The sequence below is a fragment of the Streptomyces sp. NBC_01260 genome, from assembly GCF_036226405.1.
Lineage (GTDB): Bacteria > Actinomycetota > Actinomycetes > Streptomycetales > Streptomycetaceae > Streptomyces > Streptomyces laculatispora.
Genome location: NZ_CP108464.1, coordinates 4,181,396 through 4,207,185, shown reverse-complemented (window position 1 = coordinate 4,207,185; position 25,790 = coordinate 4,181,396). Strand labels below are relative to the sequence as shown.

At 70.1% G+C, this 25,790-nt stretch carries 21 protein-coding genes and 1 pseudogene; 10 read left to right on the top strand and 12 right to left on the bottom strand.

Translation table 11 applies throughout. The features are described from left to right. The first annotated feature begins 120 nt into the window (after nt 1-120). The 4 genes and pseudogenes from OG322_RS18735 to OG322_RS18720 all read left to right on the top strand — a co-directional run. Nucleotides 121-1,419, top strand: a complete 1,299-nt coding sequence (locus OG322_RS18735; RefSeq protein ID WP_123460353.1) for a M18 family aminopeptidase — start codon at nt 121-123, stop codon at nt 1,417-1,419. Between the two features lie 100 nt (nt 1,420-1,519). Continuing rightward, nucleotides 1,520-1,735 carry a DUF6458 family protein gene (locus tag OG322_RS18730; RefSeq protein ID WP_123460354.1) on the top strand — a complete coding sequence of 72 codons (216 nt, stop codon included), beginning with the start codon at nt 1,520-1,522 and terminating at the stop codon, nt 1,733-1,735. Between the two features lie 123 nt (nt 1,736-1,858). Then, nucleotides 1,859-4,630, top strand: a complete 2,772-nt coding sequence (locus OG322_RS18725; protein WP_329306704.1) for an AfsR/SARP family transcriptional regulator — start codon at nt 1,859-1,861, stop codon at nt 4,628-4,630. Between the two features lie 4 nt (nt 4,631-4,634). Further along, nucleotides 4,635-4,724, top strand: a pseudogene (locus OG322_RS18720) (DUF4232 domain-containing protein); the annotation flags it as partial. 31 nt (nt 4,725-4,755) lie between these two features. Here OG322_RS18720 and OG322_RS18715 read toward each other — a convergent pair. Further along, nucleotides 4,756-6,567, bottom strand: a complete 1,812-nt coding sequence (locus OG322_RS18715; protein ID WP_123460356.1) for an NHL domain-containing thioredoxin family protein — start codon at nt 6,565-6,567, stop codon at nt 4,756-4,758. A gap of 64 nt (nt 6,568-6,631) precedes the next feature. Here OG322_RS18715 and OG322_RS18710 point away from each other — a divergent pair, with 64 nt between their 5' ends. Continuing rightward, complete coding sequence (locus tag OG322_RS18710) at nt 6,632-7,123, top strand: LURP-one-related/scramblase family protein (protein WP_123460357.1); 492 nt, start codon at nt 6,632-6,634, stop codon at nt 7,121-7,123. A 103-nt stretch (nt 7,124-7,226) separates the two neighbouring features. On the opposite strand, the gene OG322_RS18705 is transcribed toward OG322_RS18710, so the two are convergent. Further along, nucleotides 7,227-8,027, bottom strand: a complete 801-nt coding sequence (locus OG322_RS18705; protein WP_123460358.1) for a carbon-nitrogen family hydrolase — start codon at nt 8,025-8,027, stop codon at nt 7,227-7,229. 178 nt (nt 8,028-8,205) lie between these two features. Here OG322_RS18705 and OG322_RS18700 point away from each other — a divergent pair, with 178 nt between their 5' ends. After that, nucleotides 8,206-9,030 (top strand): maleylpyruvate isomerase family mycothiol-dependent enzyme, encoded by an 825-nt coding sequence (locus OG322_RS18700; RefSeq protein WP_123460359.1) that lies wholly within the window; start codon nt 8,206-8,208, stop codon nt 9,028-9,030. A gap of 61 nt (nt 9,031-9,091) precedes the next feature. Here the strand turns inward: OG322_RS18700 and OG322_RS18695 are convergent, their stop codons facing one another. Next, entirely contained in the window at nt 9,092-10,402 is a 1,311-nt protein-coding gene (locus OG322_RS18695) for an MFS transporter (RefSeq protein WP_123460360.1), read from the bottom strand. Then, nucleotides 10,399-11,073, bottom strand: a complete 675-nt coding sequence (locus OG322_RS18690; protein ID WP_123460361.1) for a GntR family transcriptional regulator — start codon at nt 11,071-11,073, stop codon at nt 10,399-10,401. Before OG322_RS18690 ends, OG322_RS18695 begins: the two co-directional genes overlap by 4 nt. A 294-nt stretch (nt 11,074-11,367) precedes the next feature. Here OG322_RS18690 and OG322_RS18685 point away from each other — a divergent pair, with 294 nt between their 5' ends. Both OG322_RS18685 and OG322_RS18680 read left to right on the top strand, forming a co-directional pair. Beyond that, nucleotides 11,368-12,267: a D-alanyl-D-alanine carboxypeptidase family protein gene (locus OG322_RS18685; protein ID WP_123460362.1), complete on the top strand. Its 900-nt coding sequence runs from the start codon at nt 11,368-11,370 to the stop codon at nt 12,265-12,267. 159 nt (nt 12,268-12,426) lie between these two features. Continuing rightward, nucleotides 12,427-12,861: a VOC family protein gene (locus OG322_RS18680; RefSeq protein WP_123460363.1), complete on the top strand. Its 435-nt coding sequence runs from the start codon at nt 12,427-12,429 to the stop codon at nt 12,859-12,861. A gap of 54 nt (nt 12,862-12,915) precedes the next feature. On the opposite strand, the gene OG322_RS18675 is transcribed toward OG322_RS18680, so the two are convergent. From OG322_RS18675 to OG322_RS18650, 6 genes are all read right to left on the bottom strand, one after another. After that, a complete protein-coding gene (locus OG322_RS18675) occupies nt 12,916-13,413 on the bottom strand; it encodes a GNAT family N-acetyltransferase (RefSeq protein ID WP_329306703.1) in 498 nt (165 codons plus the stop codon). Between the two features lie 223 nt (nt 13,414-13,636). After that, nucleotides 13,637-17,944 (bottom strand): S8 family serine peptidase, encoded by a 4,308-nt coding sequence (locus tag OG322_RS18670; RefSeq protein WP_329306702.1) that lies wholly within the window; start codon nt 17,942-17,944, stop codon nt 13,637-13,639. Nucleotides 17,945-18,208: 264 nt separating this feature from the next. Next, nucleotides 18,209-19,546: a S41 family peptidase gene (locus OG322_RS18665; protein ID WP_329306701.1), complete on the bottom strand. Its 1,338-nt coding sequence runs from the start codon at nt 19,544-19,546 to the stop codon at nt 18,209-18,211. 129 nt (nt 19,547-19,675) lie between these two features. Then, nucleotides 19,676-20,146 carry a nuclear transport factor 2 family protein gene (locus OG322_RS18660; protein ID WP_123460368.1) on the bottom strand — a complete coding sequence of 157 codons (471 nt, stop codon included), beginning with the start codon at nt 20,144-20,146 and terminating at the stop codon, nt 19,676-19,678. Nucleotides 20,147-20,254: 108 nt separating this feature from the next. Continuing rightward, entirely contained in the window at nt 20,255-20,641 is a 387-nt protein-coding gene (locus OG322_RS18655; RefSeq protein ID WP_241200064.1) for a tail fiber domain-containing protein, read from the bottom strand. 86 nt (nt 20,642-20,727) lie between these two features. Continuing rightward, nucleotides 20,728-21,060, bottom strand: coding sequence for a hypothetical protein (locus OG322_RS18650; protein WP_241200065.1), 333 nt, complete (start codon nt 21,058-21,060; stop codon nt 20,728-20,730). A gap of 686 nt (nt 21,061-21,746) precedes the next feature. Between OG322_RS18650 and OG322_RS18645 the strand changes: the two genes are divergently transcribed. Continuing rightward, the gene (locus OG322_RS18645) at nt 21,747-22,295 is read left to right on the top strand and encodes a DUF1062 domain-containing protein (protein WP_266411539.1); all 549 of its coding nucleotides are present in this window, start codon (nt 21,747-21,749) and stop codon (nt 22,293-22,295) included. Between the two features lie 1,096 nt (nt 22,296-23,391). After that, nucleotides 23,392-24,357, top strand: a complete 966-nt coding sequence (locus OG322_RS18640; RefSeq protein WP_123460372.1) for a S1 family peptidase — start codon at nt 23,392-23,394, stop codon at nt 24,355-24,357. A gap of 135 nt (nt 24,358-24,492) precedes the next feature. Here the strand turns inward: OG322_RS18640 and OG322_RS18635 are convergent, their stop codons facing one another. Then, on the bottom strand, nt 24,493-24,675 hold the full coding sequence (locus OG322_RS18635) for a DUF397 domain-containing protein (RefSeq protein ID WP_123460373.1): 183 nt from the start codon (nt 24,673-24,675) through the stop codon (nt 24,493-24,495). A 2-nt stretch (nt 24,676-24,677) separates the two neighbouring features. Then, a complete protein-coding gene (locus tag OG322_RS18630; RefSeq protein ID WP_123460374.1) occupies nt 24,678-25,556 on the bottom strand; it encodes a helix-turn-helix domain-containing protein in 879 nt (292 codons plus the stop codon). Nucleotides 25,557-25,790 lie beyond the last annotated feature (234 nt).

Here is a 25,790-nt window from a genome sequence, read left to right as displayed (position 1 = left end):
GCGGTGCTGTCGTAGCGCAGGACGGCGACAGGCCCTCCGCGGCACTGCCCCGACGATAGCCGCGTCACGCCGGGGGACGACGGTGAATTCTCTGCCACGGGCCTGGTTACAGTGAAGAACATGAGTTCTTCCCTCCGCTTCGACCGCGGGCACACCGACGATCTGATGGCCTTCCTGATGGCCGGCCCCTCCCCGTACCACGCCGTGGCGGCCGCCGCGTCGAAGCTGGAGAAGGCCGGTTTCCGGCAGGTCGAGGAGACGGCGGCCTGGGACGGAACGACCGGCGGCAAGTACGTCCTGCGCGGCGGAGCGATCGTGGCCTGGTACGTGCCCGAGGGCGCGGGGGCGCACACCCCGTTCCGGATCGCCGGGGCGCACACCGACTCACCGAACCTGCGGGTGAAGCCGCTGCCCGACACGGGCGCCCACGGCTGGCGGCAGATCGCCGTGGAGGTCTACGGCGGCACGCTCCTCAACACCTGGCTGGACCGGGACCTCGGCCTCGCCGGGCGGATCTCGCTGCGCGACGGGACGCACCGGCTGGTCGACATCGACCGGCCGCTGCTGCGCGTCCCGCAGCTGGCCGTGCACCTGGACCGGTCGGCCAACCCCGACGGCCTGAAGCTCGACCGCCAGAAGCACATGCAGCCGATCTGGGGCCTCGGGGACGTGGAGGAGGGCGACCTCATCCGGTTCGTCGCCGAGGAGGCGGGCGTCGATGCCGAGGACGTCACCGGCTGGGACCTGATGCCGCACCCCGTCGAGGCACCGTCCTACCTGGGCCGTGACCGCGAGCTGGTGGCCGGGCCCCGGATGGACAACCTGCTCTCGGTGCACGCGGCGGTCGCGGCGCTCGCCGCCGTGGCCGGACAGCCCGACGCGCAGATCCCGTACATCCCGGTGCTGGCCGCCTTCGACCACGAGGAGAACGGCTCGCAGTCCGACACCGGCGCGGACGGACCGCTGCTCGGCACGGTCCTGGAGCGTTCGGTGTTCGCCCGCGGCGGTACGTACGAGGACCGCGCCCGCGCCTTCGCCGGCACCGTCTGTCTCTCCTCCGACACCGGCCACGCGATCCACCCCAACTACGGCGAGCGGCACGACCCGACGCACCACCCGGTCGTCAACGGCGGACCGATCCTCAAGGTCAACGTCAACATGCGGTACGCGACCGACGGCAGCGGCCGGGCCGTGTTCGCGTCGGCGTGCGAGAAGGCGGGCGTGCCGTGGCAGACGTTCGTCTCCAACAACTCGATGCCGTGCGGCACCACGATCGGCCCGATCACCGCCGCCCGGCACGGCATCCAGACCGTCGACATCGGCGTGGCCATCCTGTCGATGCACAGCGCCCGTGAGCTGTGCGGCGCCGACGACCCGCATCTGCTGGCGACCGCCCTGGCATCGTTCCTGGCGGGCTGACCGCAACGGCAACCGCCACCGCACACATGGTCGTTGCCGGGCCGGGTACCCGCTCCTTACACGGCCCGGAGCTTCCGGGGCATCGAGGAGGCGGAAACTCATGGGACTCGGAGGATGCATCATTCTCATCGGTGCGGGGGCGATACTCGCCTTCGCGACCGACTGGGAGATGGACAGCGTCAACGTCGACATGGTCGGCTGGATCATGATGGTCGTCGGCGTCATCGGCGTCTTCGTCTACGCGAGCGTCATGCGGCGCCGCCGCATGGTCGTGCCCCCCACCACAGTGGTTTCCGAGGACGAACGCCGTCTGTGACCCGGCCGGGTGCGCCCCGCAGTCCGGGCGCACCCCCTCCCCGCTCTCCGGGAACGCCGGATATTCTGGGATCTTGTCCGTGACCCGGCACCGGGCGCGTCATGCCCGGAAGGGGAGCCGCTCGTGGAGTTCCGGCTGCTCGGCACCGTCTGCGTCGACACGCAGACCGGGCCACTGCCCCTCGGCCCCGCCAAACGCCGCAGCCTGCTGGCCGCCCTCCTGCTGCGCGCCAACACCCCCGTGTCCGTGGCCCGGCTGTCGGACTGCCTGTGGGACGACACCCCGCCGCTGCACGCCCGCACGGTCGTCCAGGGTCATGTGTCGCGGCTGCGCGCCCTGCTGACGGGCGCGGACGCGGAGATGTACGGGGTCGAGCTGGCGACGCTCGGCGACGCGTACATGCTGCGGGTGCCGGAGGCCCTGCTGGACTCCCAGCGGTTCGAGGAACTGCTGATGCTGGCCCGGGAGCAGCGCAGCCCGTCCGACAGCGTGCTGATACTGAAGGAGGCCCTGTCGCTGTGGGAGGGTCCGGCGCTCACCGGTACGTACCCCAGCGCACCGCTCCAGGCGGCCGCGCACGCGCTGGAGGAGTCCCGGCTCACGACGGTCGAGCAGCTGGCTCACGCCTACGCCGTGCTGGGCGAGCACCACCGGGCGGCGGCGGTGCTGCGGGCCGAGGCAGTGGCCCATCCGCTGCGGGAGTCGCTGGCGGCGGCCCTGATGACGGCGCTGCACCGGTCGGGGCGCCAGTCCGAGGCGGTGGACTGCTTCCACCGCACGCGGCGGCTGCTCACCGACGAACTGGGCATCGGCCCCGGACGCGAACTGGCGGACGCCTACGCGCAGATCCTCCGCGGCGACCCGGAACCCGCACCGGACCTTCCCGGCCGTACGACGGTGGGCGACGGGGCCGGGGCCGGTACGCCGGCCGGCACCGGAGCAGGTACGCCGGGCGGCGCCCCGGGCCTCCACGCCCACCCCACCGATCTGCTGCCCCGCGCCCCCCGCGGCTTCCAGGGCCGGGCGGCCGAGCTGGCCGCGCTCTCCCGGGCGGCGGCCGGCGAGGCGCCCGTCTGCCTGCTCACCGGACCGGCCGGGGTGGGCAAGACCGCCCTGGCCCTGCACTGGGCCCGCCGCGCCCCCGCCGCGTTCCCGGACGGGCGGCTCTTCGCCGATCTGCGCGGGTTCGGCGACACGGGGGAACCGACGCCGCTGGAGGTCCTGCGCGAGTTCCTGCTCGCGCTCGGCGTCGCGCCCCGCCGGGTCCCGGAGTCCGCCCAGGCCGCCGCCGCGCTCTTCCGCTCGCTGACCGACCGGCGCAGCCTGCTCGTCGTCCTCGACAACGCCCGTGACTCGGCCCAGGTCAGGCCGCTGCTGCCGGGCGGCACCGACTGCGTCACGCTGGTCACCAGCAGGCACCGGCTGGACGGCCTCATCGCCTCGGACGCCGCCCGTCCGGTACCGCTGGACGTGCTGGAGCCGCCGGACGGCACCGCCCTGCTGGCCGGGGTGCTCGGCGAGGAGCGGGTGCTCGCCGAACCGGTGGCGGCCCGTCGGCTGGCCGAGCTGTGCGGCGGACTGCCGCTCGCCCTGCGGGTCACGGCGGCCCGGCTGGCGGGCCGCCCGCACCGGACGCTCGCCGGGACGGCAGACGAACTGGCCGACGAACGCAGCCGGCTGACGTATCTCGACGTGGAGGACACCGGGGTCTCCGCCGCGCTGCGGCTGACCGTGCAGCAACTGCCGCCGGACACCGTCCACCACTTCGCCCGTCTCGGCCACCACCCCGGCAGCCATTTCGACCCGTACACCGCCGCCGCGCTCGCCGGCAGCGACCCGGTCGTCGCCACGGCGGCGCTGGAGCGGCTCGCCGCCGCCCACCTCGTCAGCGAGACGGGTCCCGGGCGCTGGGTGCTGCACGATCTGGTGCGCCTCTACGCCCGCGGCCTCGATCCCGCGTCCGGGCCCGACGCCCTCGTCGGTGTGCTCGACCACTGCATCGCGACCGCGCTCGCCGCCGCCGACACGGCCGAACCGGGCGGCGAGCCCTGCTTCGTCCTGCCGGAGGACTACCGCCGGCCGACCGCCGTACGGGATTTCACCGACCGGGCCGAGGCGATGAACTGGCTGGCCACCGAGCGCGAGGACCTGTCCCTGGCGGCCGCCGCCGCCCGCGGTGCCGGTCTCGACGACCGCGCCTGGCGGATCATCCTGCTCCAGTGGCCGTATGTGGTGTGGCGGGTCCGGGACGGCTGGGTGCCGATGCTGGAGCTGGCGCTGGACGCGGCGGTCGCACGGAGCGACCCGTACGCCGAGTCGCGGGTGCGCAATCTGCTGGGCTGGGTGCTGTCGGAGGAGGGCAGGACCGCGGAGGCCGAGGCCATGCTGGAGCCCTCGCCCGGTCTGGCCCGGCGCGCCGGTGACCGGCTCGGCGAGGCGACGGCCCTGATCAACCTGGCGATCGTCCAGGCCGAACAGGGCGGTCTCGACGAGGCGTTGGAGGGCTGCGGGCAGGCCGTCGCGCTGGCCGGGAAGGAACGCGACGCGCACACCGAGATGCTCGCCCTCCAGCACCTCGCCCGGATGCAGCTCGCGGCCGGCCGCCCGCAGGACGCCCTGGACTCCGCCCGGACCGCGTTCGACCTGGGCCCCGAGCACGAGGAGGCCGCCCGTCGCGTACTCCTGCTGACCGTCAGCGGCGAGGCGCACCTGGCCCTCGGCACGCAGCGCGAGGGCATCCGGCTGCTGGACCTGGCGGCCGCGGAGGCGGAGCGCGACGGGTACGACGAGGGCGCGGTGCGGTCGCTGGAGGCGCTGCTGCGGGTGACCTCGGGGACGGAGTACGTACGGCGGTACGAACAGGCGGTCCGGCGGCTCACCGACGGCGGGCCCTGACCCGCCCGGCGCCGAGGGCATCGCCGTCGACCCGGCGAAGTACAAGACCGGCTACTGGACCTACGGGCTGCGCAACGGCGCCGACGACTTCTGAGCCGCCCGTCCCCGTCCCCTCCGGACGGCTGTCAGCTCTGCTCGTCCATCCCCGCGAGCACGAGCGGCAGCCGGGGCGTCCCCTCCGCGACCACGCGGACGGGGACGCCCCAGTCCTGTTGGTGGACATGGCAGGCCGGGTACTCGTTCGCGGGGTCGTCGTCGCAGGACGCGGCCATCGCCGAGACGTGCAGGACGCCCTCGGTCACCCCGTCCGCGAGGACCAGATCGCGGAACAGATCGGTGCCCGCACCGTCGCCCCCGGCCAGCAGCTCCGGCGGGGTCGAGGAGACCAGCAGCCGGGTCGAGGGCCCGTACCGGGTGTCCAGCTTCTGGCCGGCGGGCGCCTGGAAGACGATGTCGAGCCGGAGCGCGCCCGGGGCGATCTCGGTGGCGACGCGCTGGGTGCGGTGCGCGGAACCGGCGACGCGTACCGCCTCCTCGGGCAGCCGCAGCCTGGTCAGCCGGTGCCTGGCGGACTCGACGACCACGAGATCGCCGTCCACGAGCACGGCGTCGCTGGGCTCGCGCAGATCCGTGGCGAGCGTGGTGACCTCACCGCTCGCCGGGTCATAGCGGCGCAGGGCATGGTTGTAGGTGTCGCAGACGGCGACGGACCCGTCGGGCAGTGCGGTGACGCCCAGCGGGTGCTGGAGCAGAGCCTTGTCAGCGGCCCCGTCGCGGTGGCCGAAGTCGAAGAGTCCGGTGCCGACCACGGTGTGGACGGCGCCCTCCAGATCGACGTAGCGCAGCGCGGACGTCTCCGAGTCGGCGACCCAGAGCCGCTCCGCGGTGGCGGCGAGCCCGGACGGCTGGGCGAACCAGGCCTCGTCGCCCGGACCGTCGACCAGGCCCTCGTTCGTGGTGCCGGCCGCGACCCGTACGGTGCCGTTCCCGGGGTCGTACGTCCACAGCTGGTGCACGCCCGCCATGGCGATCCAGAGCCTGCCGTCGAACCAGGCGACGTCCCACGGGGAGGAGAGGTCGACCTCGCGGCCCGCGCCACTGGTCGGCGCCCCCTGCCACCACTGGCGGCCGCTGCCGGCGAGGGTGGTCGTCGTACCGGTCGTGAGGTCGAGCGCGCGGATCGCGTGGTTGACCGTGTCGGCGACGGCGATCCGCCCGTCGGGCAGCACCGCCAGCCCCTGCGGCTCGCTGAACCGGACCTCCTCGGGCCCGCCGTCGGTGAACCCGCGGTCGCCGGTCCCGAAGTGGCGGCGGACGCTCTCGCCGTCCGCGTCCAGCTCGACCAGCCGGTGGCGGGTGGTGTCGGAGACCAGGAAGCCGCCGTCGGCCAGCAGCAGTGCCTTCCCGGGGAACCGCAGATGCGTCGCCACCGGCTCGGGCGCCACGTACGGCCCGTCGCCGCGTCGTAGGGTGCCCTTCGCGGCGTGCTCGGCCTCCAGCTCCTCGACGAGCTTCTCGATGGCGTGGGCGTGGCCCTCGCCCGCGTGCTGGGCGACGACATATCCCTCGGGGTCGACGACGACGAGCGTCGGCCAGGCGCGGACGGCGTACTGCTTCCAGGTCGCGAGCTCGGGGTCGTCCAGCACCGGGTGGTGCACCTCGTACCGCTCGACGGCGTCGACCACGGCCTGGTGCTCCGCCTCATGGACGAACTTCGGCGAGTGCACGCCGATGATCACCACGGTGTCGCGGTGCTTCTCCTCCAGCTCGCGCAGCTCATCGAGGACATGCAGGCAGTTCACACAGCAGAACGTCCAGAAATCCAAGATCACAATGCGTCCTCGCAGGTCAGCGAGGGTGTACTGCTGGTCGCCTGTATTGAGCCAGCCGCCCTTGCCGATCAGTTCGGGGGCCCTGACGCGCGCACGTGTTGCCATGTGAACAGTCAACATCACCGTGGCGTCCACGCATTCCACAGGTGCCTCGGGGAACCTGTGAGCCATGAGACTTCTCGTGCGTGAGCGACTGTTCGGCATCGGCGACGACTACTGGATCGAGGACGCGGACGGCCGCAAGGTCTTCCTCGTCGACGGCAAGGCCATGCGGGTGCGGGACACCTTCGAGCTGAAGGACGCACAGGGCCGGATCGTCGTCGAGATCCGGCAGAAACTGATCAGCCTGCGCGACACGATGCTCATCGAGCGCGACGGCGAGCAGCTGGCCAAGGTCAAGCGGAAGCGGCTGTCGCTGCTGCGCAACCACTACCGGGTCACCCTGGTGGACGGCACCGAGCTCGACGTCAGCGGCAAGATCCTGGACCGCGAGTTCGCGGTGGAGTACGACGGGGAGCTGCTGGCCCAGATCTCGCGCCGCTGGCTGACCGTCCGGGACACGTACGGGATCGATGTCGTGCGGGAGGACGCCGACACGGCGCTGCTGATCGCGGTGGCGGTGTGCGTCATCGTGCTCGCGGAGAAGGAGCACGAGGACTGAGCGGCGGCGGTGCCTGTTTCACGTGAAACAGGCACCGCGGAAGAACCCACGGTTGTACGCGGCTGTCCGGTGGTACGTGACGGTCCGAGGACAGCCGGCGGCACTATCCGAGGACGGCAGGCGGCGCGAGCCCCAGCCGGCGGTCCTTGAGGGCCGGGAACTGCTCCCGGGTGGCGGCGACCCGGGAAGGATCGAACTCCACGCTCAGCACCTCCTCGCCCGCGCCCGCCTGCGCGAGCACCTCGCCCCAGGGGTCGACGACGATGCTGTGCCCGGCCTGCGGGACTCCGGCGTGGGTACCGGCGCATCCGACGGCCAGCACATACGCCTGGTTCTCCACCGCCCGCGCCTGGGCGAGCAGCGTCCAGTGGGCACGGCGGCGCTCGGGCCAGCCCGCCGCGACGACCAGGGTCTCGGCGCCCGCGTCGACCAGCCCGCGGAACATCTCCGGGAAGCGCAGGTCGTAGCAGGTGGCGAGCCCGATCGTGGTCTGCGGCAGGGCGACGGTGACCAGCTCGTCACCGGCGCCCATCATGACCGCCTCGCCCTTGTCGAAGCCGAAGCGGTGGATCTTGCGGTACGCGGCGGCCCGTTCGCCCTCGGGGGTGAAGACGAGCGTGGTGTTGTAGAGGGTGCCGTCGTCGGCCCGCTCGACGAAGGAGCCGGCGTACAGCCAGACCCCGGCATCGGCGGCGGCCTTGGCCATCACCTCGTGCGTGGGACCGCGCAGCGGTTCGGCCTCGGCCTCGAACTCCTCGTAGGCGAAGGCTCCGACCGGCCAGAGCTCGGGCAGGACCACCAGATCCGCGCCCCGCTGGGTCGCGATCAGCGAAGCCACGCGCCCCCTACGGGCCTTGACGGATTCGTCCGGGTCTACTGCGATCTGGATGAGAGAGGCGCGCACACTACCACCGTCCTGGCATATGAGCCGTCAACACGGGCCTACGATCGTCACACGAAAGCACTGCCGGGGTGCCTGCTCGCAGCGTAACTTGGACCGACCGAACCTCACTGCAGCTCGCAGCCCGCCGTCCGCGCCCAGTTCTCCAGCCCATGCACCGCAGAACCGCACGAGGGGTCCCGTGACCGTCCATCCCAGCCTCCAGACCTACGCCGACGCCTGGACCCACTCCATCGAGTCGATAGCCGAGCTGGTGAGCCCGCTCACCGAGGGGGAGTGGAACGGCCGTACTCCATGTCCCAACTGGTCGGTGCGCGACATCGTGTCGCACATCATCGGCATGGAATGCGAGCAGCTCGGCGATCCGCGCCCCATCCACACACTGCCGCGCGATCTCTATCACGTGCAGAACGACTTCGCCCGCTACATGGAGATGCAGGTCGATGTGCGGCGCCACCACACCGCACCGGAGATGACCTCCGAGCTGGAGTACACCATCATCCGCCGGGCCCGTCAGCTGCGCAACGAGACGCGTGCCCCGGAGACCATGACGCGCGCGCCGCTCGGCGCCGAGCAGACCCTCGAACTGGCGCTGCGGATGCGCGCCTTCGACGTATGGGTGCACGAGCAGGATCTGCGTACGACGCTGGGGAAGCCCGGCAATCTGGACTCCCCCGGTGCCACGATCGTCCGGGACACGCTGCTGGCCGCACTGCCGAAGGTGGTCGCCAAGGACGCGGGCGCACCGCCCAACTCGGCGGTCGTGCTGGATGTCCACGGACCGGTGGAGTTCCTGCGCACCGTCCGGGTCGACGCGGAGGGCCGCGGTTCGGTGGACGGCGCACCGTCGCTGGGCCCGGCGGTGACGCTGGCGATGGACTGGGAGACGTACGTACGGCTGGCCTGCGGCCGGGTGCGGGCGAGCTCGGTCGCGGACGACATCAAGGCCGAGGGCGACCAGGACCTGGCCGCCGCCATCCTGCAGAACTTCGCCGTCACCCCGTAGTCACGGCAACCGGCGACGCCCGCCCCGCAGGGGGACGGGCGCGCCGCCGCGTCCACGTCCCCTACGCGGGTACGTGTACGGCCTCCACCCGGCTGATCACATGGTGCTCGCGCTCCCGGTGCGCGGCCCTGGCCCGCAGCCGCAGGATCTGCACGACCCCGAGCGCCTCCAGGACGAAGACCGAGGCGAACGCGATGCGGTAGTTGTCGCCGGTCGCGTCCAGCAGCACGCCGACGGCGAACAGTGTGGTCATCGACGCGACGAAGCCGCCCATGTTGACGATCCCCGAAGCGGTGCCCTGGCGCTCCGGCGGGTTGGCCGGACGGGCGAAGTCGAAGCCGATCATCGACGCGGGCCCACAGGCACCGAGCACCACGCACAGCGTGACCAGCAGCCACATCGGCGCATGGTCTCCGGGGTGCAGGATGGCCGACGCCCACAGCAGCGCCGTCATCGCGACCGTGCCCAGCGCGAGCGGGACACGGGCCGCGTGGTGGCGGGCGATGATCTGCCCGTAGACGAGGCCGACGGCCATGTTGGAGAGCACCACCAGGGTGAGCAGCTCCCCCGCGGTCCCCCGGCTCAGCCCCTGCGCCTCGACCAGGAACGGCATCCCCCACAGCAGCAGGAACACCATGGCCGGGAACTGCGTGGTGAAGTGCACCCACATCCCGAGCCGGGTGCCCGGTTCCCGCCAGGCGGCGGCGATCTGCTTGCGCACGTACGTCCCGCCGGCGTGCTCGGCGGGCGGCGGCGCGTGCCCCTCGGGATGGTCCTTCAGGAAGAGCAGCAGCAGGACCAGCACCACGACCCCGGCCAGCGAGCTGCCGACGAAGGTGGTGGTCCAGCCCAGGCCGTGCAGGGAGCGGGCGATCACCAGCGTCGAGACGAGGTTGCCCGCCATCCCGAAGAGGGCGGCGACCTGCCCGATCATCGGGCCGCGCCGGGCCGGGAACCAGCGCGCCCCCAGCCGCAGCACGCTGATGAACGTCATCGCGTCGCCGCAGCCCAGCAGGGCGCGGGAGGCCAGCGCGGCACCGTACGAGGGGGAGAGCGCGAAGCCGAGCTGCCCGAGGGTGAACAGGACGGCGCCGATGGTGAGCACCTTCTTGGTGCCCAGCCGGTCCACCATCAGGCCGACGGGTATCTGCATGCCCGCGTAGACCAGCAGCTGAAGGATGGAGAAGGTGGAGAGCGCCGAGGCGCTGACGTCGAACCGGTCGGCGGCGTCGAGCCCGGCGACGCCCAGGCTGGTGCGGAAGATGATGGCGACGAAGTAGACGGCGACCCCGACGCCCCAGACCATGGCGGCCCGCCGGCCGCCGGGCGGATCGCCGGGCAGGGACAGCGTGGGGGCGGCGGCGGAACTCACCGGTCCTCACCCCTGACCAGCACCTTGACCCGGCTCACATGACGGCGCACGACGTGCGCGGCACCGTCCGCGTCACCGGCCCTGATCGCCTCCAGCAGCTCGCCGTGCTCGGTGATGTTGGCGGCGATCCTGCCGGGGTGGGCCTCCATGACGGCGACGCCCATCCGCAGCTGGCGGTCGCGCAGCTGGTCGTAGAGGCGGGACAGGATCTCGTTGCCGGCGTGCCGGACGATCTCGGCGTGGAAGCAGCGGTCCTTGACCGAGACGGCGGCCAGATCCCCCGCCTCCGACATCTGCCGCTGCTCCTCCAGCAGCTCCTCCAGCCGGGCGATCAGCTTCGCCGACGCGGGCACGGCCCGGCGCACGGCGAACTCCTCGACGAGCAGCCGGGTCTCCACGACGTCCGCGATCTCCTGCGCGGAGACGGCGAGCACCAGGGCGCCCTTCTTCGGATAGAGCTTGATCAGCCCCTCCACCTCCAGCCGCAGCAGCGCCTCGCGCACGGGCGTGCGGGAGACCCCCACGGCGTCCGCGAGATCGCCCTCGGTGAGGAGCGTCCCGCCCTCGTACCGGCGGTCCAGGACCGCTTCCTTGATATGGGTGTAGACGCGCTCGGCGGCGGGGGGCCGCTTCACGGGCGGACGGACGGGGGACGAGGCTGGGGCAGGCATGCACACAGCATAGATACAACACGCATACAGGCATCGGCGCGTCCGGATTGTGGACCGCGCCGGGGGCGCACCACCCGCGCCATCCGTGCACGCCCGGCGAACGCGGGTACACGGCGGACCCGGGGCGCGCAGGGAACGCCCCCTGAGGTCAGAGGCGGGCCAATGACAGGGACCGGCAACACCGGACGGGGAGATTCACCCCCAACTCCCTACAACCATGCATCCACCTCATACGTCTCACAACGCGCGGCACCCTCATGTGGCCGCATTCCAGGGGCATTTGGAGCGTTTGACTTGAATATCAAGATTCAGGGCATAAGCCGCGTATCGGCTACCGCCACGGTCGCCCTCACCGCAGGTGCCGTCATCGCGGGAGGCGCGTTCGCCTCCCAGGCCCAGGCCGCCGCGCCGAAGCCGCCGACGATCGTCGCCAAGGGCGGCTTCGTGATGAACGACGGAACGGGGAAGACCCTCTTCACCAAGGCCGCGGACACCCGCCGTTCCACCGGCTCCACGACCAAGATCATGACCGCCCGGGTGGTGCTGGCCCAGAAGGGCCTCAACCTGGATTCCAAGGTCACGATCCAGAAGGCGTACAGCGACTACATCGTCTCCAAGGGCGCGTCCTCGGCCCGCCTCATCGTGGGCGACAAGGTCACGGTCCGCCAGCTGATGTACGGACTGATGCTGCCGTCCGGCTGCGACGCCGCGTACGCCCTGGCCGACAAGTTCGGCTCCGGCTCCACGCGCGCGGCCCGGGTGAAGTCGTTCATCGGCAAGATGAACAGCACCGCGAAGACGCTCGGGCTGAAGAACACCCACTTCGACTCGTTCGACGGCATAGGGAACGGGTCCAACTACTCGACCCCGCGCGATCTGACGAAGCTCGCCAGCAGCGCGATGAAGTACTCCACCTTCCGCAGCGTCGTCAAGACCAAGTCGACGAAGCAGAAGGTCACGACGAAGAGCGGCGGCTACCGCTACATGTCGTGGACCAACACCAACAAGCTGCTGGGCACCTACAGCGGCGCGATCGGCGTGAAGACCGGCTCCGGCCCGGCGGCCAAGTACTGCCTGGTCTTCGCCGCGACCCGCAGCGGCAAGACGGTCATCGGCACGGTCCTGACGGCCACCTCCGAGTCCACCCGGACCGCGGACGCGAAGAAGCTCATGGACTACGGCTTCAAGAAGTAGCCCGCCCGGCCGGCTTCAGGAAGCGGTACCGCCCGGCGGCGGCCGACGAGGGGCCCGGCGCACATCACCACGTGCGCCGGGCCCCTCGGCGTCCGGGGCGCCGGTCGCGGACGCCGCGTACGACCCTGAACTGTCAGAGGCGCCCAGTACGGTCGTCCCATGGCAGCCAAAATCGATCTGACGCTTGACTGCGCGGACGCACAGGTCCTCGCGGTCTTCTGGAAGACGGCCCTCGGCTATATCGACCGGCCGCCGCCGCCCCCCTTCAGCACACGAGAGGAGTGGTTCGCCTCCTTCGACCTGCCGGAGGACGACCATGTCGACGACTCGGCGTGGCTGTGCGACCCCGACGGCGCCGGCCCCGGCCTGTCCATCCTCAAGGTCCCCGAGCCCAAGACGGCGAAGAACCGGCTCCACATGGACGTCCGAGTGCCGGGGCACGGCACTCCCGACGAGCGATGGGCACGGATCAAGGCGGAGTCCGAACGCCTGGTGCGGGCGGGCGGTGCCGCCCTGGAAGTATTCGACGGGCACCATGTTCTGATGGCCGACCCGGAGGGCAACGAGTTCTGCGTCGCGGCCGCCTCCGCGTGACGGACCGGCACGAGCTGCCCGGTCCCGGCTGCGGACACGCGCCTCGCGCGTGTGTCACGAGGCGCGCGGCAGCCCGAGCCAGTCCTGCCACGTGATGTCCCGGCCCAGGTAACGGGGCCGCAGGAACGGCCAGTCGGCGGCGATCCACTGCGGCACCAGCGCGTCGAGCGCGCGTTCCGCCTCGCCGCCGACGAGGCCGTCCACCACCCACCAGGAGACCTCGCCGTCGGAGCCGGTGCGCTCGGGCGGGTCGATGTAGACGCAGCCGAGGACCGCCGTCTCCTCCGCGTCCAGCAGCGCGTAGTTGAACGACTTGTGCGCGGCGATCTCCTGCTCGTGCCGCACCAGGTCGAGCCGGTCCTCCTCCTGGGTCATCGTCTCCGGGGGCCAGGCCCAGGCCGGGCCGAAGATCTCCCACAGGCGCTCCCGGGAGCCCATCACGGCGGGGTAGTCCAGCGGGGTGTCCGCCTCCCGGATCGGCCGCAGATGAAGCGCGGTGCCGGGCACGGGTACGTGGACGGGGCGGACGAAGTCGTCGGGCAGCCAGCTCATGAGTGCCGACGCTACCGCCGTTCGGCGCGGAACGATCCGTTCAGCCGCCCACCCGCTCCACCGGAATCCACACCTCCGCCTCCGCGTGCGTGCCGTCGTCGGGCGGCCTGGTCGATCCGACGGATCGGGAGATGCTGACCTTGTTGCTCGGCTGGTACGGCCGCGACCGTGACCGGCTCCGAGTCGCCTCGGGCCGGCCACGGTCGCGGTCGGTGCGCAAGGGCTAGCCGGAGATCTGATCCGGTATGTGCAGCAGGACAGTGCTCGACGAGGACCCGGCGGGCCCGCCTTCGCCGTAGACCATCAGATCGTGGTTCTCGTTGATGCCGAAGCTGTAGGTCGGCAGGAACCAGCCGTCCCCGGGGATCATCGCCGACAGATCCCAGAGCCGGCCCTGCGGATCCCACATCGCCGAAACCTCGAAGTCGGGCTGCAGTTCCACGGTGCCGAGGATCCAGCCGTCGGCGGTGATCTTCTCCGCCTTGGCGTTGAACCCGTAGTCCGGCAAGCGCTTCATTCCGGCTTTCGGCGTCCAGACGAACGCGTCGTCCCCGCTGGCGCCGACCACCGAGCCGGTCGCGTTGACGCCCAGGGCAACCGAGTCGGACTGCCCGGGAAGGGTGCCGAGATCGGTGATCTTCCCGGTTGAGGTCTTCCAGGTGACGGCTCGCACTTGCCCCTCAGCGGTGCGCGACGACCCGACCGCAGTGCCTTGGGCGTTGATCGCCCTCGGCTGGGTTTCCGTGGTGTCGCCCGACAGGTGGGCCAGCTTCGCGTAACCGCCGCTTCTGGTCCAACTGAACGAGTCCACGTAGGTGTGCCCCTGATCGTTCTCCCGGTACTGGAGGCTCGCGAACCCGACGACGGTGCCGCTGTCGCTGACGCCGGTGGCGAACCCGCTGTCGTAGGCCCTCTCCCGCCAGTCCGGCAGCCCGAGATCCGTCACACTCCCGTCGGCCGCCCACGCGGCCGGCCGGGTGCCTTCCTCACCACCGTAATAGAGCATCCCGGCCGATTCCCGGTGCTCATTCATGTCCAGTGCCGAGCCGTTCTTCGCCCTCCCCAGGGCCAGGTCGGTGAACCCGGCCTCCTTGGTCCAGGTGGTCGGCGTCATCGTGGAGTTGAACTGCCGATCACCCGCGACGACGCCGCTGTTGGTGAGTTTGGCACCGACGAAGGGCCTCTCCCATTTCACCGCCGACAGCTTCGGCGCGACAACGCTGTTGATCCTGACCTTCGCCGCGCCGACGATGGTGCCGTCCGCGTTGGCCACTCGGACCCGGCCGATCACCGGCTCGCTCGTCCGGGTGACCGCGCTGAGGTCGATGTCGGCGGCCACCGGCATCGACTGTCCCGGCTTGAGCCGCAACGCCTTGTCGGACTGTGCCGTGATGGTCCCGATGCCGCGGGAGAACATCTCCTCGTGATAGTCGAAGGTCACCGGGCCGGACGCGACGTCGGCGCCGGTCACCACCACGTAGTAGGTGCCAGGTGCCGGATCGTCCATGACGATGCGCTCCACGCCCGGGCCGATGTCCATGCTGGTGGCTGCGACGCCGCGGGCTCCGACGATGTACATGTCGAGATCGGCATCGTCGGCGCGCGGGGTCAGCGTCACGTCCAGTCGCGTCGACTGCCGCGGCACGTCGACCCGATTCGCCGTGAGCTGTCCGTTGGCGACGGTGGAGAACAGGTTCCGGACAAAACCGAGTTCACCGTCGGTGGCCTTGAGCTTCGCCGTGCCCCAGGTGTTCGTCCCGGTGAACTCGACCGACGCCTTCTGGTGCACGGTGGCCGAGGGCAACGTCGTCACGTCCGGCGCAAACGACATGCCCTGCAACGAAATCGACGCGGTGAAAGGGTTGTCGGCGGTCTCGGAGGTCCGTCGGGCTTCCACGACGAACTCCCAGATGCCCGCCTTGGGCCGCAGCACGGCCCTGGATCGCGGATCGCATCCGGCCGGATCGCTGTATCCGGTGTAGCAGTGATTGCTGGCGTTGGAGTCTGCCGGGATCCCGTCGGGACCGATGGGCAGGACGCGCATCTGGCTGCCCCTGGCCAGTCCGCCGAGGTTCAGCTGCAGGGCTTCGACGCCCTGCGGCACCGCAACCAGGAACGACGTCGCTTGGGCGCGATCAAGGGTTCCGGTCCTGCTGACCTGATAGGCCGGGCCGCGCAACGGATCCGCCGCCAGCACGGTAACCGCCACGAACCGGTCGATGCCGACCGTAGCCGGATCGTCGATCGTCATGATCGCACTGTGCACACCGGTTGTCGCCGGAGTGGCGGTCACCGTCACGGTGTTCGAGGTGCCGCGCCGCGACGAGAGGGTCTTCGGCGCCCGGAACGTGCCGTCATTGCCGATCCAGCCGATTCGGCTACTGGTGTTCCCGGCCTTCCCGTTGGTCCTGGTCACCGTCACCGGGTAGGACTTGCCGGTCGCGACCGGCTGCCCACCCGACCCGGGCAGGCACCGGTTGTAGATCCCGGCGCCGCTGTTCGGGGCGGCCAGATTGCCCGACAGCGCCGTGCACACCGGAGCGGAGACGTCATAGTTGTCGACCCGCACGCCCTTCGAGAGCTGCTTCCAGGCGGCCGGGATGTCGACCAGTCCGGCGCCCTGGGCGGTGGTCGGCACTCCGTCGATGTGTGCCGCCGTTCCGGTCAGCACGGCGCGCAGCGCCGTTGGACCGGATTCGACGTTCCGGGACTTCGCCGCCGACAGCAACAGGGCAGCGGCTCCGGCCACCTGGGGTGCCGCCATCGAGGTTCCGTTCGCCATGCCGTAGCCGACCGGCAGCGAGTAGCGCGCTTCCGGCACGACCTCGCCTTCCAACCAGCCGGGGATCGAGGAGATCGCCGATCCCGGGGCGCTGACCGCGGGTGCGAGCGCGCCGTCCTCGGACGGGCCGTGGGAAGAGAACCCGAACAGTCCCTGCGGTGCGTCGACCGCGGCACCGTAGTTGGCCCACCAGGTCTCCTTGCTCACCGACGCTGCGACGGCCAGCACCGACGAGGAGACCCCCGGGGCGCCGACGGTGTTGGTGCCCGCGCCCTCGTTACCGGCCGCCACCACGATCTGCACGCCGAAGCGGCTGGTCAGCGTGTTGTACAGCTGGGAGATCACGTCGGATCCGTCGTTGAGCGCCGGCAGTCCGCCGATCGACAGGTTGACCACATCGACGCCGCGATTGACGACCAGGTCGATCATGCCTTCGGTGAGCGCCGCCTCTGTGCAACCGCCGCCCCAGGTGCAGGCCCGGGACGAGACGATCTGCGCGCCCGGAGCCACACCGTGCATCGCGCCGCCGAGCAACGACGTGCCGGCGGTGATTCCCGCGACATGGGTGGCGTGCGACCCCGACGGCAAGCCGATGTTCACGTAGTTCGCCACCTTGCCGACGTCACTGCCGCCCAGCGGCGACACATCGACGTTGTCCCGGTAGTCCACGACGTACGGAATCCGCTCGGTGACGGCGGTTTGCGGATCTTCGGTGCCGAAGTGGCCGATCTGCCGCTGCCGGCCGTACGGCAGCATCGCCGGCGCATCGGTGAAGTCGTGGTCGCCGTCGGCATCCACCCACATGCGGTGGGTCTGCGGGTCGTACAGCACGCCGAACCTGTCGGTGGTGGTGCCGTTGTTGTTGAGATCGCCACCGAAATCGCTCTGGGTGGTGCTCATCTCGTAGAACAGGCCGAGTTGGAACGAACCCTCCGGGGCCGTCCAGTCGGCCCCGGCGTAGTTGAACCGGGGCCCGGTCACCGCCTTGCTCATCCGCACCCAGGTTCCGTCGCCGTCCGTCACCGGATCGGTGGCCGTCACCCAGTCGACCACCTTCGGCCGCCCGTCGCTGGTCTTCTGCAGGGCCGGATGATCGAGGTCGACGCCGGTGTCGAGCACTCCGACAGTGATCCCGCGCCCGTCCCACTTCTGATGCGCCGCAACGAAATCGACGGCACCGATGTCGTTGACCGGCATATACGGATTGTCGGCCGGCGTGGTCGCGTTCGGCGCCGCCGGATGAGCGGCCCTCGCCCCGGCTCCGGCCGGGCTGACGGCGTTGCCCGGCTCCGGGCTCGGCACACGGAACGTCTTGTCCAGATCGATGGCCTTCACCACCGGGAGCGCGGCCAGGCTCTGGACCTTGCCGGTCGGGACAGTGGCCCGCACATAGCCGATCTCGGGCTGGACCTTGCCCACGGAGCCGCCGGCCTTGGCGACGGCCGCCGTCACCTCCTTGGTGTTGCCTAACTCGGCGAGCAGCATCACCGTGACGGTCTTGGTCTCGGTGGCCTGCGCCTGCTGCAGCACCTGGGTGTCGTGGGCCCCGAGCTTCTCCGAACTCCTGCCGGCCGGCGCCGTGGCGTCCAGCGGCTGGAATCCCTTGTCGTCCGTGGTCGGCCGATACGGATCGTCGGCCGCCGGCGACGGATCCGCAACGGGCGCCCGCGGGCCGCCCGCCCCCGGACCGTCCGTCGCCGCCGCGGCGCTGGGCGACTGGCCGATGATCAGGACCGCAGCGGTCAACACCGCTGCGCCGATCGTAGTGAGTGGTTTGGGTCGCTTACGTCTCACGCTGCTCCTTCTGGTGACGTGTCCCGGCTCGGTCGCGAGCCCGTCCCGGAATCTCGCAGCGGAACCGGCGCGCAGCAATGGGCCGGGTCCGGCGGATGTGTGACATGGCGGCATCCCGCCCCGCATCAACGCACCTGTTGTCGGCACCACAGCGGCACGGCCGGTCATCGAGTTTCAGTCACTGGGGAGTTGACCGGGGGGCGGGGGCGGGAGCGGGGTCTAGCGCCGCAGCGCCGCGATCGCCGCGTCGAAGGCCGAGTCGCGGTTCTTCGCGAACTCCTCCTCGGTGAAGACCGGTGTACGGATGTGGGGCGGGATGCCCGCGCCGTCGAAGGTCTGCCCCGAGCGGCTCAGGAACTCCTCGTTCGGCAGCCAGACCGCCATGCCGTTGGGCAGCACGCGGTCCAGCGTGTCCGAGAAGACGCCCTGGGTGGGCTCCCCGATCCGGATGGTCCCGCCGGGCCGGTCGATGAGCGCCTGCGCGAAGGTCTCGCCCGCGCTGAACGTCGTCCCGGCCGTCAGCACCGCGACCGGACCGCCGTAGCGGGGCGCGCCCTTCGCGGGCCGTACGGGGACGGGCTGCGGCCGGGTGTACCGGGTGCGCTTCCGGTAGGCGGTGTACGGGGTGTCCGTCAGGCGCTCCGCGATGTGCACGCCGAGCGCGTCGGAGCCGCCGCCGTTGATCCGGACGTCGATGACGAGCCCGGTGAGCGAAGCCGTGCGCCCGGTGGTGAGGACCGCGTCCAGCGCCTGGTCCAGCTCGGCCAGTTGGGCCGCGTACGAGGAGTCCTTCTTGTTGTACCCGCCGAATCCGGAGATCCGCAGATAGCCCAGCCCGTCCGGCAGGTCCGCGTAACTGATCCGCCCTTCCGCGAACTCCCGCGGCTTCCCGCCCTTGAGGTCGCGCGCCACGATGTGGTTCTTGATCCTGGCGTCCAGCGTGTCACTGGGCATCGCCGTACCCGGGCGCACCCCGGCGAAGTGGCGCTCCCCGTCGAAGACGGCGACATGCGCGTCGTAGAGCGGCTTCACCATGTCGCTGAAGAGGGAGAAGAGGACGTCACGGCTCGTGTCCGCGTGCACCTTCGGCCGGTAGGTGTCCCGTACGGCATGCCAGTCGATGCCCTTGGCGGCAAAAAAGGGGTAGTTCTCCTCGAAGGACTGCCAGAAGACGTCGAACGTCGTCACCGGGTCCGTGGGCACGGGGTGCTTGCACGCCTGCGGCAGCGCCCTGATCCGCCGCAGTTCCCTGCGCCCCGCCGAACCGGACAGCTCCAACGACCCGGCCGCCGGCCGCACGGTGAGGAGCGTCCCGTCGTCGGCGCTGAACACGCCCTTCCCCGTCTGCTTCGCGGATTCGCCCTTCAGGCAGCTCACCGAGGTCGTCTGGTACTCCTGCAATCGTCCGTCCGCGATGCGCAGCACGGTGCCGTAGCCGTTCACCCGCCAGGTGCCGTCCACGGCCGGCGGTTGCGCCGCCGCGGCGGGCACGATCGCCCCGCCTGTGAGTGCCAGTGCCACAAGCGCCGTTGCGGCCTTGGAATTCCTGAGTCGCACAGTCTCCCCGTTTCCCCGTACGCGATCCGCGTCAGGGAACCGACGATCGCCGACCGCCGGCCGGGACGACATCCGACGGGCAGGTGTATCGGCGGGGGGATATCCCGTGCACCCTGAGGGCGGACAGCGTCATGCTCCCGACGGAGCGGGGTCCGCGTCCGGGCCCTGGACCTCGAATGCCTGAGCCACCGCGAGGCTGTCCTCGTAGACGTGGTGCCGGGTGACCAGACCGTGTTCGACCGTGAGGTGCAGGGCGAAGCGTGCACGGTAGGCACGTCCGGTGGACCGGGCGGTCTGCCGGATCTCGCCGATCACGACCGCGTCGTCGCCGTCCACGAGGATGCGCTCGATCTCGGTGGCCGCGGACCCGGGCACGTGGTGCTCGGCAAGCTCGCGGAAGTGGGCGGCGGCCTCGGCGCGGGTGGACCGGTGGCGGATCCACGGGGTGGCGGTGCGGCCGTGTTCGGCCTCCGGCCAGTCCAGCTTCCAGTCGACTCGCTCGGCATACAGCTCGGCGATGCGCTCGGGGTCGCCCTCGCCGATCCGGCGCAGCAACTCCTCGACGGCGGCGCGCGTGGTCGTGGACGTGACAACTGCCATGGCTGCTCCTCCAGTTCGCGACCCACGTCCTCCGACGTGGACGTCACCATTGTTGCCGGAACGGGCAGCCCAGGGCGATTACCTCACGGGTAAGCGCACACCCCGGCGTTACCGGCTCTCACCCACGCGAACTACGGTGGCAGGGGCCATTGCCTGATCGGTCTGCCCGGATTCATCCGGGACCCCGGCGCGAGATCCCTGTCGCGCGACCTCTGGTTCGTTCACGCCCTCGGCCCGCAGACGGCCCACTTCGGCCGTGAGTTCTTCCACCCGGCGGGTGAGCGCCTGGACGCACACCAGGAGGACGCCATTGGCGTCGACCGGGTTGATGGTGGTGTCGTCCTGGTTGAAGCCGAAGGCGGCGTGCCAGTCCTGAGCCATCGGCCCGATGTGCCGCACCTCTTCGGGCTCCCAGAGATAGCGCCAGCTACTGACGGGCAGCGCGGCCACGGTCTCCAGGACCGCATAGCCGCTGACGGCGCCGGCCGCAGCCACACCGCCGCTCTCCCGCGCCTCAGCCGAAAGCCGAGCCGGGGCACTGCGATCAGGGACCCGGGACCGCCGGCGGAAGACCCGCACCGCTACCGGCTCCAGTCGATCAGGAGCACGTCCCGCTTGAGCTTGCGGTCACTGAAGAGCAGACTTCCGTCGTCTCCCACGGTGATCGCCCCGTGAGCGGAGGCCGGGGTGTGGATGCCGTCCCCGACCAGCACCGCGTTGTAGCCGGTCAGCAGTTCCTGGACCGTGCCTGGGCCGAGATTCTCCGATGCGCTGATCCCGGCGATGCCGTTGTAGTTCGTGTAGGCCGCCCCCAGCAGTCGACCGCCGGTGGTGTAGAACTGCACCTGCGCTCCGCGGATGGGCTGTCCGGTGACAGCGTCGACGGCGGTCGCGGCGAGGTTCTCCAGCTGCATCTGTGTGACGTTCAACGAGCCCTGACTGGCTGACAAGTTGACCGGCTGGAGACTGGGGCACTCCGCCCCGCTGCACGATGGCGCCGACGGGGTCTCCGCCGAAGCGATGGCGCCGCTGCCCACGCCCACCGATGCCAACGCCGCGGCCATCACCGCGGCAGCCTTACGACCCAAAGTGGTCACATCTACCCCAAATTGAACTACCCCGCAGGGTCCGAACAGCGCACTGGACCGGGACGAGCGGGGGCGCGTGCAATACGCGACGAATGCCGCCCTCTTCCGGACGATTCGACGGATCCTATGGCGCCCAATTCGGCTCAACCACATCAAAAATGGTAGTTCGCCCGATCTGATGAAGGATGGGGTCCTCGCGCCGCGGGGTTGATCGCGGGGGCGGCGGCTCTGGGCACAGCTTGACGTTCAACGTCGCCGGCCGATCGACCCGCTGAGACATCCGGAATCCGAGAGACCGGTCAGGCAACGGACCCTGCCTGCCGTGACGCGCTTCAAAACCATTGGAACAGCGCCACTGTGCGCGGTTACCGTGCTGCCGACCCACGTCGTCTACGCAAGGGCGTTCCGTTGTACACCGTTTGAGACCTCCCGAGTGCTGATCTGTCGCGCGTCGCACCTGTGCGCCGCGCTGCTTTTTGCTGCGGACTTCTCACTGAAACCGGTGTACTTCTGTGCTCAACAACTGGGTCGTCATGCCCACGTGCCTGCCACGCGTTCTCCGCCGCTGCCACACGTGCGCGTCCGAGAGCTTCCGGACGAACGGCAAATTCCGCGTCAACGCGCACCACAAGCTGCTCGACGCCTGGCTCCTCGCTCTCTGCACCACTTGCGGGGACACCACAAAGCTCACGGTCCTGGAGCGCACGCATGTGCGCTCCATACGGCCGGAGCTGCTGGACCGGATGCACGACAACGACCCCGGCCTGGCGGCCGAGCTGCTCCAGGATCCGGTCCTACGGCGCCGCAATCGCATCGCCCTCGACTGGGACGGCGCCTGGCGCCTCGACACCGGCGAACCGGATCACCCGGACCACGAGGTGATCGACATCTCGGTCCGCTTCGCGGCGCGGATTCCTGTCCGGCCGGTGCGGCTGATCGCTGAAGGGTGCGGTCTTCCGCGGGCGGAGGTCGAAAGGCTGATCACGGAGGGGAAGCTCGTTTCGGCTACCCGGCTGAGCGGCAAGACCTCCGGCGACTTTGCGTTCATGCTCAAGCGCTGAGCTGTACAGGGGAGTTCAGGGCCTGTCCGGCGAGATCCACCGGACAGGCCCTGGTGTCGGCCGACTGGACTTGCCGACTACTGTTCGACTGTGAGAGCCCAACGGACGTCCGAAGGCGCCGACACCCGCACACTGCCCTCAGCGCGAGCTCCTTTGACCCTCATTTCGTTGTAGGTACTGCTGACTTCCCCCTCTACGCATTCCAGAGGGAAAGATACGCCTACTGGCTCGATGAACACCTTGAGTGTTCCCTTGCCCTGGCAATTCACCTGAATCGCCAGCGGCTCGACTCCGCTTCCGGCCCCAAGCGGCATCTCGGCATTTCCGTGTTTCGACGCCGCGGAGAGCAGGACTTTCCCGTCATTTACGGGCTTGGGCGCTACCGTGACTTTCTCTCCGTCAACATGACCAGCCCTGTCGCTGCTCCGAGAAGGAGTGGCGACTGCCGATTTCGAAGCTGACGGGTGCGTTGTTGCGGAGTCCCCATCGCCACTGCATCCGCTTACCCCCAGAGCGACCGCGACGGCCAGCAGGGCGATGCCGCGACTGGAACCGGCACCCCGCGAGGCGGTCAGCCTTCCCACGTGTACCGGCCCACGTTCTTCCCGGCCGGCGGCGCGACGTCTATCGTCCCGGGCTCTGATCCAGTCTCAATAATGCCCATAAGAACCTCCCCATTGTCCGCATCCCACCGGAGCGGCCGTGACCATAGTTACTCACAGGAAAGGCAGCGCACACAGTTTTTCGATGCTTATCTGAGCTCAATTTGAGGTCCTCTCCGAATCGCGATCACATCCGTGAACCAGCAATAGGGCCAGAATCAGATCCCGGCTCGACACAGAGGCGGCACATGGATGACTCGGGCGAGAGTTCCCCCGCCCCGGATTGAGGCGCGGTGAACGACGAGGACGGCTTCACCAGCTCGGTGCCCCGGTTGACGGTGCAGCGGAGCACGCGGAGTCATCAATGACGAGCTTTCCCCCACGCGAAGGGGGGCTGGCCCCAGCACCGACCGGCCCGTTGCCCGGATGGCCCAGCAGGACTCGGACAACGAAGCTGAATACATAAGGATCAATCGAACAAAAAGGACCCCTCTGTGTTCAGCTTCGCACCGCCCCGCCGCCGAGCCGCCCGCACCGCTGCCGTCGGCGCTCTCGCCGCCGCTGCCTGCGTCACCGTCATGGCCGGCAACGCGGGAGCCATCGTCAACGGGTCGGACTCCACCGAGAGCTACCCGTTCATGGCGACCATCCCGGAGTCGGCCCCGACACTGGGTCTGCACGACGGGACCTGCGGGGCGTCACTGATCGATGAGCGGTGGGTGCTGACGGCGGCCCACTGCGTGAAGGGCGAAGGCCTGGAGCTGGACGGCATCGTGCGTGTCGGCAGCGACCAACGCAAGTCCGGTGGCACCGTCCGGAAGATCGACCGGACCTTCGTCCACCCCGACTATGTGAACGGCGACGGCAAGGCCGCCAACAAGAACGACCTGGCTCTGGTACGCCTGGACCGGCCGGTCACCGAAAAGCCCATCAAGATCGCCGAGCAGGCCGGGCATCCCGGCACGCCGACCCGGCTTCTGGGCTTCGGCACCACCGCCGACACCGAGTTCAAGTTCCCGGACCGGCTCCAGGAACTGAACACCCGCAGGGCCGCCGCATCCGAGTGCGCGCCCGGCTACGCGGACCGGACCCGGCTGTGCACGATCACCACGGTGCCCAAGGCCATGGCGTGCTTCGGGGACTCCGGCGGACCGCAGGTCCAAAAGGGCCGGGACGGCAGCTGGGAGCTGATCGGCGTCACCTCGGGGCCCGGCGCCCCGGAGGTGCCGTGCTCGCAGGGTCCCGGCCTCTACACCAGCGCGCCCGCCTACGCGGGCTGGATCGGCACGACCATGAAGACCCACAGCGCCCCGCCGGCCGCGGCCAATGGCTCCGGCCTCGCCGACACCGGCACGAACGACAACACCGCGGCGATCGCCGGTGTGGCCGCCACGCTGATCGTCGCCGGTGGCGGCACCGCCGTCGCGGTGCGCCGCCGCAAGGCCCGCCGCGCCGCCTGACCGCCGCGTCGAAGGCCGCTCAGCTCGTGAATACGTCGGCTGCTCAACGGGGGGCACGGGCACCGAGGTCACCCTCGCCGCGAGCCTCGGTTCGGTACGCAGCCGGGGCCGGGGGCCGTACGCGAAAGGCGCGTCCTACGCCCCCCGGCCGAAGGCCTCCCGGAAGGCGTCCCACGCGGCGGGGGCGAGGAGGATATGGGGGCCGATGGGATCCTTGGAGTCGCGGACGGCTATGACCCCAGGGACATTGCCGGCTACTTCGACGCACTCGCCGTTGCCGCTGCTGTAGCTGGACTTGACGAACTCGAAGTGGGGCACGACTACAGCTCCTTGCGAATACGCCCAATCAGAGCGATGGAATCGCGGGGAGCGAGTCCGTTTCTGGCGACACGGCCGAACGTGACGTTGTGACGCGCGGCATCCGTCTCGCTCTCCAGCCACAGCGTAGACGACGTGGTGTCCATGTAGACCACGTCCATCGCACCGGGTTCAGCGAACGACACCACGCTAAAAGCGCTGGTCATGCCCGGGTGTGAGCCCGCCAGGAAGGGGACAACCTGCACCGTGACATTTGGCTCGGCGGCCGCCTCTGCCAGACGTGCCAGTTGCGTACGCATCACTTCGCGACCGCCCACCAGTTGCCGCAAGGCGCCTTCTGCGACGATCGCCCACAGAGCGAGCGGGTTGTTGTCCGCCAGGCGCCCCTGGCGAGCGATCTTCGCTTCGACGAAACGCTCGATCTCCTCCGGGTCGTCCCAGTCCGCGTTGCCGACTGCGAGCGCCCTGGCGTAGTCCGGTGTCTGAAGCAGTCCGGGCACGAACGCCCCTTGCCAGGTTCTGATCCCCGTCGCGATGTCTTCGAGCGCGACGTACTCAACCAGAGAGCGCAGCTCCGGGTACTGATTCCACCAGCCCTTCGCCTTGCGACGTTCCCTGTCGAGCCGGGCCACCTCCAGCAGGCGACTGATGAGCTTCGCGTCCGCAAGGCCATAGAACTCGCAGAGAGTGCGGATGTCCGGGTCCCTCATCGGAACCCATCCCCGCTCCATCTTCACGATCTTCGAGTTGGTCGCACTGATGACCTGGGCGGCCTGCTGCTGCGTCTTCCCGGACGCAGCACGCAGGCGGAACAGCTCGCTACCAAGTCTGCGGCCGAGGACAGTTGACGACCGATTGCCTTGCTGAGTCGCTCGATTCACCGACTCAGTGTCTCGTCCCGCAAGGCCGGTAGTCGACCACCATCACCCATTGGGGACAAGTGTCTCCGTTTCACTTGCGCGCAGTTCTCAAGGGTCGCTACGTTCGGCATCACTCCGCTCACACAGCGGCACCGCTCGGCGGAAGTTCGCCGCCCCGCCCCGCGCCCGAACCGGCGCCCCGCAGGCGCGACATCGCCACCGCCCCCTCACCGAGAGGCCCGCTTCCATGACCGC

What these genes read in the sequence shown, in the direction of transcription:
- OG322_RS18735 (WP_123460353.1), top strand. Translation starts at nt 121, where the DNA reads ATGAGTTCTTCCCTCCGCTTCGACCGCGGGCACACCGACGATCTGATG.
- OG322_RS18730 (WP_123460354.1), top strand. Translation starts at nt 1,520, where the DNA reads ATGGGACTCGGAGGATGCATCATTCTCATCGGTGCGGGGGCGATACTC.
- OG322_RS18715 (WP_123460356.1), bottom strand. Translation starts at nt 6,567, where the DNA reads ATGGCAACACGTGCGCGCGTCAGGGCCCCCGAACTGATCGGCAAGGGC.
- OG322_RS18710 (WP_123460357.1), top strand. Translation starts at nt 6,632, where the DNA reads ATGAGACTTCTCGTGCGTGAGCGACTGTTCGGCATCGGCGACGACTAC.
- OG322_RS18690 (WP_123460361.1), bottom strand. Translation starts at nt 11,073, where the DNA reads ATGCCTGCCCCAGCCTCGTCCCCCGTCCGTCCGCCCGTGAAGCGGCCC.
- OG322_RS18680 (WP_123460363.1), top strand. Translation starts at nt 12,427, where the DNA reads ATGGCAGCCAAAATCGATCTGACGCTTGACTGCGCGGACGCACAGGTC.
- OG322_RS18675 (WP_329306703.1), bottom strand. Translation starts at nt 13,413, where the DNA reads ATGAGCTGGCTGCCCGACGACTTCGTCCGCCCCGTCCACGTACCCGTG.
- OG322_RS18660 (WP_123460368.1), bottom strand. Translation starts at nt 20,146, where the DNA reads ATGGCAGTTGTCACGTCCACGACCACGCGCGCCGCCGTCGAGGAGTTG.
- OG322_RS18650 (WP_241200065.1), bottom strand. Translation starts at nt 21,060, where the DNA reads ATGCAGCTGGAGAACCTCGCCGCGACCGCCGTCGACGCTGTCACCGGA.